Here is a 5,445-nt window from a genome sequence, read left to right as displayed (position 1 = left end):
CTCAAAGAACAACAGGGACGCTCTTTCGCAATTCCCTAACCGGACAATGCTGAGAAATTTTCATTTTATTTAATTGGGTTATAGGGTGGCACGGACAAACTTTGTTTGTCCGTGTGATATATCCCAAATCCGTGTGTATATTCAAACACCATGGACAAACAAGTTTGTCCATGCTACCCTATAATCAAAGGCATAACTTGACATCGGGGAATTTTAAAAAAACTAACATAGCGTCAATTCATGAATTGACACCGTACTGTTAAAAAATTGCCGGAGAGGAATCCCGTGTAGAGATGTATTGCAATGCATCTCTACCATTTTTAGATTTCTACTGGAATTTATCCTATGAGAAAGCAGGGATAGGAATGACATTTTGCATTATAAATATCAACTTTTTAATGTTGTTCATTGCAAATAGAAATTCCTAATTTCATTCCTTTTTATAAATCAACAATTCAAAAAAATTCAAATCGGAAATTATTTTCAGTATGCCTCCGCTTGAGGCACGAAGAAATAGGCCTTTGCAAATGAGTTTTGAACATCAACTCAAGGCATTAGTTTTCTTTCACCTTGAATAATGTACCTCATGGCGGCATCTCCTGCAAGTTCTCGAAGAAGACGACTTTGCTCATAACGTGATAGCGCCACTTGGGGAAGAATAAAAAAGAGCAGCTTCGGCGAGGTGATGAATTTCTACGGTCTTGAACAATTACTCTATGTATTCTAGCAATTCCAGGCTAACGTAACTAAAATCCAGCCTAAGGGGAACATGCAGAGATTGGATGTCTCGTTGCTAATGACGGTTCGCCCATTGATGCGGTTCTTTCCATGCACTGGGACGACAAACGCAAGGATTACAATAAGGCTAAAGTATCTATTGGCTTTGATATGAATCAATCTATACCCTCAAAAATATTTTTTGCTGATAGTAGCAAGGCTGACGAACGCCCCTTTATCAGCCGGAAAAGGAATTGCGGGTTATCGACTACTGCATTGATAATAAAATATACTGGGTTGTCACGATTCGGTTTGACGTCTCTGCGGAAGAAATCGCAACCATCAATAAGCTCCGATGGAACATCGAAATATTCTTCGGCTGGTGGAAACGCCATCTCAAAGTCTACTACCTTACCGCAAGAAGAGAACACGGATTCATGGCGTAAATACTCGGTGGTCTTATAACGTATCTGCTTCTTGCAATCTATTGTTACAATCATCGTAAAGAGAAGGTGTGTAAAAAAAGGGTCAGAGAGTTACGTATCAAAATACAAAAAGAAGCCTGCAATCTCGATAAGGTTCTAACAACTCCTGCTTCTCGAATAGGCTATTATGTTTTCAAAGAACAAATATTGTATTCAGACGCAATTACTTAACCGGATAACGCTGAGTCCCAATGAAAATAATAAAAATTATCAAAGATAATATCAAAGGTGCACCCGATTTGCTTGCAGAGGTATTTTGCCTTCCACATTTAAGCGGGATATAGAAATCAAAAGAAATTGTACGTGAAACATAGTGAGAATGAATATTGGGTTGTTGATTCTGAGCATGAAACGGTTGGCATGTTTCGACTGAAAGGTAAAAAATATGATGCTAAGCGGTATTGTTTAAAAGATACTATCCGTTCTTCTTTGATTCAGGATTTGCGAATCGAAGGCAAAGAAATATTTTAATAATGATTTATTGTAACAATGTAGGGGCAGACTTGAACCTGCTCCTACAAGATAATATTAATTATGTTTGAACACAGTTTTACATTTTTTCATCCTTGTGGCAGAAGGGCTTGAGGTGCCTATGGCAATCCTTATCACTGGTGGTGCGGGGTTTATCGGAAGTCACTACGTCCGTCGAATGATTCATCTGGGCAGACGGGTGGTGGTGCTGGATAAATTGACCTATGCGGGAAATCTAGAAAATCTGAAAGATATACTTGATGATTCAAAGATGTCTCAGCAGTTTAAATTTTACAAAGGTGACATTTGTAATCAGGAGTTGGTGGAACATATCTTCTCAGAGGAAGATATTGACAATCTTGTCAACTTCGCCGCAGAATCGCACGTTGATCGAAGTATTAGCAGTGCAGACAACTTCATTGATACGGATATGAAGGGTGTCTTTGTCCTGCTTGAGGCATCGAGACGTTTTCATTTAAAAAAGTTTATTCAGATATCCACCGACGAGGTTTATGGAACGGCTCATCACGGCGCATTCAGGGAGACGGACGCCTTAAATCCCAGCAATCCGTATGCTGCAAGTAAAGCAGGGGGAGACCGGCTTGCTTATGCTTACTGGGTGACCTATAAGTTGCCGATCATTATTACCAGGGCGTCCAACAACTACGGACCCAACCAACATCCGGAAAAATTTATTCCCCTATTTATCACCAATGCCTTAGAGGATAAAGCGCTTCCCCTTTATGGTGACGGAAGGCAGGTAAGGGATTGGATTCATGTTGAAGACCATTGTGCAGGTATTGATTTTCTTATGAATCACGGGAAAGATGGCGAGGTATATAATATCGGGGGAGGAAATGAACGATATAATATCGATACGGCTCATCTCATTTTAGATGAACTCAAGAAACCTCACTCACTGCTGGAGCACGTGAAAGACAGGGAAGGGCACGACAGGCGTTACGCCCTGGATTGTAGTAAGCTAAAATCTTTGGGGTGGAAAGCAGAGATAAAATTTGAAAATGGCCTGAAAGATACGATACAATGGTATGAAAATAACCAGTCGTGGTGGAAACGGATAAAAAACGGCGAGTTCATGGAATATTACAACAAGCAATATAAACATCGGTTTGCAGGCACGGTTCTGTCATAGAACCGTGAGAAGTATTTTTTTTATGAAAGGAATGTGATATGTTGCGTACGATAGGTGTTCAGGATACACGTTGGTTCATCAAATTGCAGAAGGAAGCAAGGCTGTTGCTGGCATCTGTTGGTAATTTTACAACGTCACATAAATCTCTTTTTCTGAAATGCGCTGTGATATTCATGTCAGTAAAGATAGGACTCATCCTCCTCGCCACGTTCTCGACAATGGCTTTTTTGCTGGGTTCTGCGACACCGCATCTTGTTATAGAGATGTCAAAGGCGAAAGCAATACTCTTTGCATTTCCTCTCACCATGATCATTCTGTTCAAGGTCTATTTTATCGGTAAGATACTGATGACTCACGATACATCGAAGCGCCTTATTCACTCTGTCGTTCACGGAATCTTATTGAAGGGTAAAGAGGGTGTGCGCCGCATAGAGGAAACGATTCCTGCGGATTTACCATCGCTTTCCTTGCGCAGGGTCAGGGATCGTTAAATCGGGGATTAACAATTTCTGTTTCGGTATTCCCATTTGTGTTTTGGCGGATCAATTGATGGTAAAAGGTAATACCTATTTCTTGCCTTTTTGCTTTTCAATGGCCTCGGCCTGCCGTAGATAAAGCGGCAATAATTTATCTCTCTCACAGCGATGTCCTGATTCATACATTTTTTCCCCCAAGATGGCCACAAGCTCAACCTTCGGTGTTGCCCATTCCTCATTATCAATAAAGATGTCTTCGGCTTGAAATACCTCCCTATAAGGTGAGACCCCGTTTCCAAAAATAATTATGGGCCGTGGAAGTAATGGGACAAGGCCCTCTGGTTGGATTACCATAAACTCTGTCTCTCTTTTCCACTGAACATCCGCCAATCCCTGTTCAGAACTCAGCGGCGAAAAGGTATAGATACATGCGTAAACATGATTTCGCCTTGCATCGAGAACGGGGCAGAGTGAAAATTGTCCTCTATGAGCAGCATCAAAAAACATCTTCTCCTCTCCCGTACTTTCTGCTGATGAAGGGGGATTTCCTGAAGCTGTTTTGCATAAATTCCTTTGATAATTCTCTGCGATGATATCGAATATGGGTACATCAATGACCGGTTTTTGTAATGCATAGGCCAGCGTCTTTGCGCAGGTCACGCCCACGCGTAGCCCGGTATACGAGCCCGGTCCCACATCTACAGCAATAAGATCGATATCATTTGGTGACCAGCCAGTTTCATGAAAGGCGCTCTTGATGGCAGGAACCAGTTCTTTACTATGTTGCATACACCCGAATTCTTTAGAAAGGACAATCTTATAGTCTTTGCTAAGGACTACACCGCCTATATCCCCGGATGTTTCTATTCCAAGTACTTTCACGGATTCTCTTTCATCGTTTTTGACTTAGTTGTACATTTTTCAACGAATGATTTCATTAGGCATAAGGACAATCTTTCCCGTTCATCTATGGAAAGAACACTATAGAACCTCCGCTTCTTCCTGCAGTCTTTGTAATATTGATGTCACACCGATTTTTTTTGCCCAACTATGGAGATAATCCATATCAAGCTCTTTAAGTTGTACCTCATAGACCCGTAAGGCGTCTATGAATTGTTTCTCGCTCCCGCCGGACAACTTTGCCCATCTCAGTTTTGCCAGTATGGTATCCTCAGGGCGGGAAACAGTGAGTCGCATTCCACCCAATTCCTCGGCATACCTTCTTGCAAACCGTGATTGATCGAAAGGTTCATTTGTTAATGTCCAGAAATCGACTTTATCCCCCGAGTTTACATCAATGAGATTGAACATGCCCTGTCTGTTGATTGCATCTATGACACTTTCCTCGTCCAGATAAAAATCGGGCAATGGGAATGCCTTGATCATCTTCTTCGCGTCCGTCCTTTCTATAGCAACCACAAGGTCTATGTCATGAGTAGATCGCGGTTCACCCTGCAAACTTGAAGCGACAGAGCCGGTTATCATATAATGAATTCCTGCGTCGTCAAGTGTCTGAATGACTTTTCTTAGTAATTCCTGTTGTGACATTTATTCAGGCGTTCCAGGTATAATTTTTTGATTTCAGCTTCTGATAAATCAGGAAACCTCTTGCGTAATCCGTGGAGAAAGAGATCACGGGAAAACTGTGACAATTCGAAGGCCTTCAGCAGCCTCTGCTCGGGTGACATACGGCGTAGCGCCTGAATGTATACCTTATGATTTGGGCGTTTTTTTATATTCATAGTGACAGATTAGTATTAAAATTCCTGAGCCAAACCACGCGCAAACTGGTTGTTTAGCCCATGATTTTTGATTAATTATAACGCATGGCATTCATTTTTTGTCTTTATTCTATAAACATCAGCATGGTATCTTATACCACATTTGTTGTCAAACAGAAACCGATGGAAGTGTCTAAAAGTAAGGGGTATATAACCGTCCCTCCTTTTCTACCTTCGATAGGTTACGATAGTGGGCGGCTCTCTTTAGGACGATTGATAAATTTATTTGGGAATTCCTGTCTCTTTATTTCTGGTCAAGAGAACATTTTCATAATAGAAACATTAACGGGTACTACTATTTTTTATAGGGTCATCGTGGAAACGAGTGGGTGAAATTTAGGGGAAAAAGGTTGCGATGAGGC

General features: G+C 41.3%; 6 protein-coding genes and 1 pseudogene. 4 read left to right on the top strand and 3 right to left on the bottom strand.

Features of this window, described 5'->3' with window-relative positions; genetic code table 11:
• Positions 1-765 precede the first annotated feature (765 nt).
• The 4 genes and pseudogenes from BIY37_RS13830 to BIY37_RS04275 all read left to right on the top strand — a co-directional run.
• A pseudogene (locus BIY37_RS13830) lies at positions 766-1,280 on the top strand (transposase); the annotation flags it as partial.
• A gap of 225 nt (positions 1,281-1,505) precedes the next feature.
• Positions 1,506-1,673 (top strand): hypothetical protein, encoded by a 168-nt coding sequence (locus tag BIY37_RS13095; RefSeq protein ID WP_179129280.1) that lies wholly within the window; start codon positions 1,506-1,508, stop codon positions 1,671-1,673.
• Positions 1,674-1,794: 121 nt separating this feature from the next.
• Positions 1,795-2,826: a dTDP-glucose 4,6-dehydratase gene (rfbB, locus tag BIY37_RS04280; protein WP_070066601.1), complete on the top strand. Its 1,032-nt coding sequence runs from the start codon at positions 1,795-1,797 to the stop codon at positions 2,824-2,826.
• A gap of 38 nt (positions 2,827-2,864) precedes the next feature.
• On the top strand, positions 2,865-3,317 hold the full coding sequence (locus tag BIY37_RS04275; RefSeq protein ID WP_070066600.1) for a hypothetical protein: 453 nt from the start codon (positions 2,865-2,867) through the stop codon (positions 3,315-3,317).
• Between the two features lie 75 nt (positions 3,318-3,392).
• On the opposite strand, the gene tsaB is transcribed toward BIY37_RS04275, so the two are convergent.
• From tsaB to BIY37_RS04260, 3 genes are all read right to left on the bottom strand, one after another.
• Positions 3,393-4,184 (bottom strand): tRNA (adenosine(37)-N6)-threonylcarbamoyltransferase complex dimerization subunit type 1 TsaB, encoded by a 792-nt coding sequence (gene tsaB / locus BIY37_RS04270; protein WP_070066599.1) that lies wholly within the window; start codon positions 4,182-4,184, stop codon positions 3,393-3,395.
• 99 nt (positions 4,185-4,283) lie between these two features.
• Complete coding sequence (locus BIY37_RS04265; protein ID WP_143299162.1) at positions 4,284-4,850, bottom strand: nucleotidyltransferase domain-containing protein; 567 nt, start codon at positions 4,848-4,850, stop codon at positions 4,284-4,286.
• A complete protein-coding gene (locus tag BIY37_RS04260) occupies positions 4,829-4,990 on the bottom strand; it encodes a hypothetical protein (RefSeq protein ID WP_230402432.1) in 162 nt (53 codons plus the stop codon). Before BIY37_RS04260 ends, BIY37_RS04265 begins: the two co-directional genes overlap by 22 nt.
• Positions 4,991-5,445 lie beyond the last annotated feature (455 nt).

Source organism: Candidatus Brocadia sapporoensis (assembly GCF_001753675.2).
Classification (GTDB): domain Bacteria; phylum Planctomycetota; class Brocadiia; order Brocadiales; family Brocadiaceae; genus Brocadia; species Brocadia sapporoensis.
This window is presented reverse-complemented; position numbering and strand designations above follow the sequence as displayed.

Excerpts from the sequence above, each read along its gene's own strand:
- rfbB (WP_070066601.1), top strand. The coding sequence starts at position 1,795 with ATGGCAATCCTTATCACTGGTGGTGCGGGGTTTATCGGAAGTCACTAC.
- BIY37_RS04275 (WP_070066600.1), top strand. The coding sequence starts at position 2,865 with ATGTTGCGTACGATAGGTGTTCAGGATACACGTTGGTTCATCAAATTG.
- BIY37_RS04265 (WP_143299162.1), bottom strand. The coding sequence starts at position 4,850 with ATGTCACAACAGGAATTACTAAGAAAAGTCATTCAGACACTTGACGAC.
- BIY37_RS04260 (WP_230402432.1), bottom strand. The coding sequence starts at position 4,990 with ATGTCACCCGAGCAGAGGCTGCTGAAGGCCTTCGAATTGTCACAGTTT.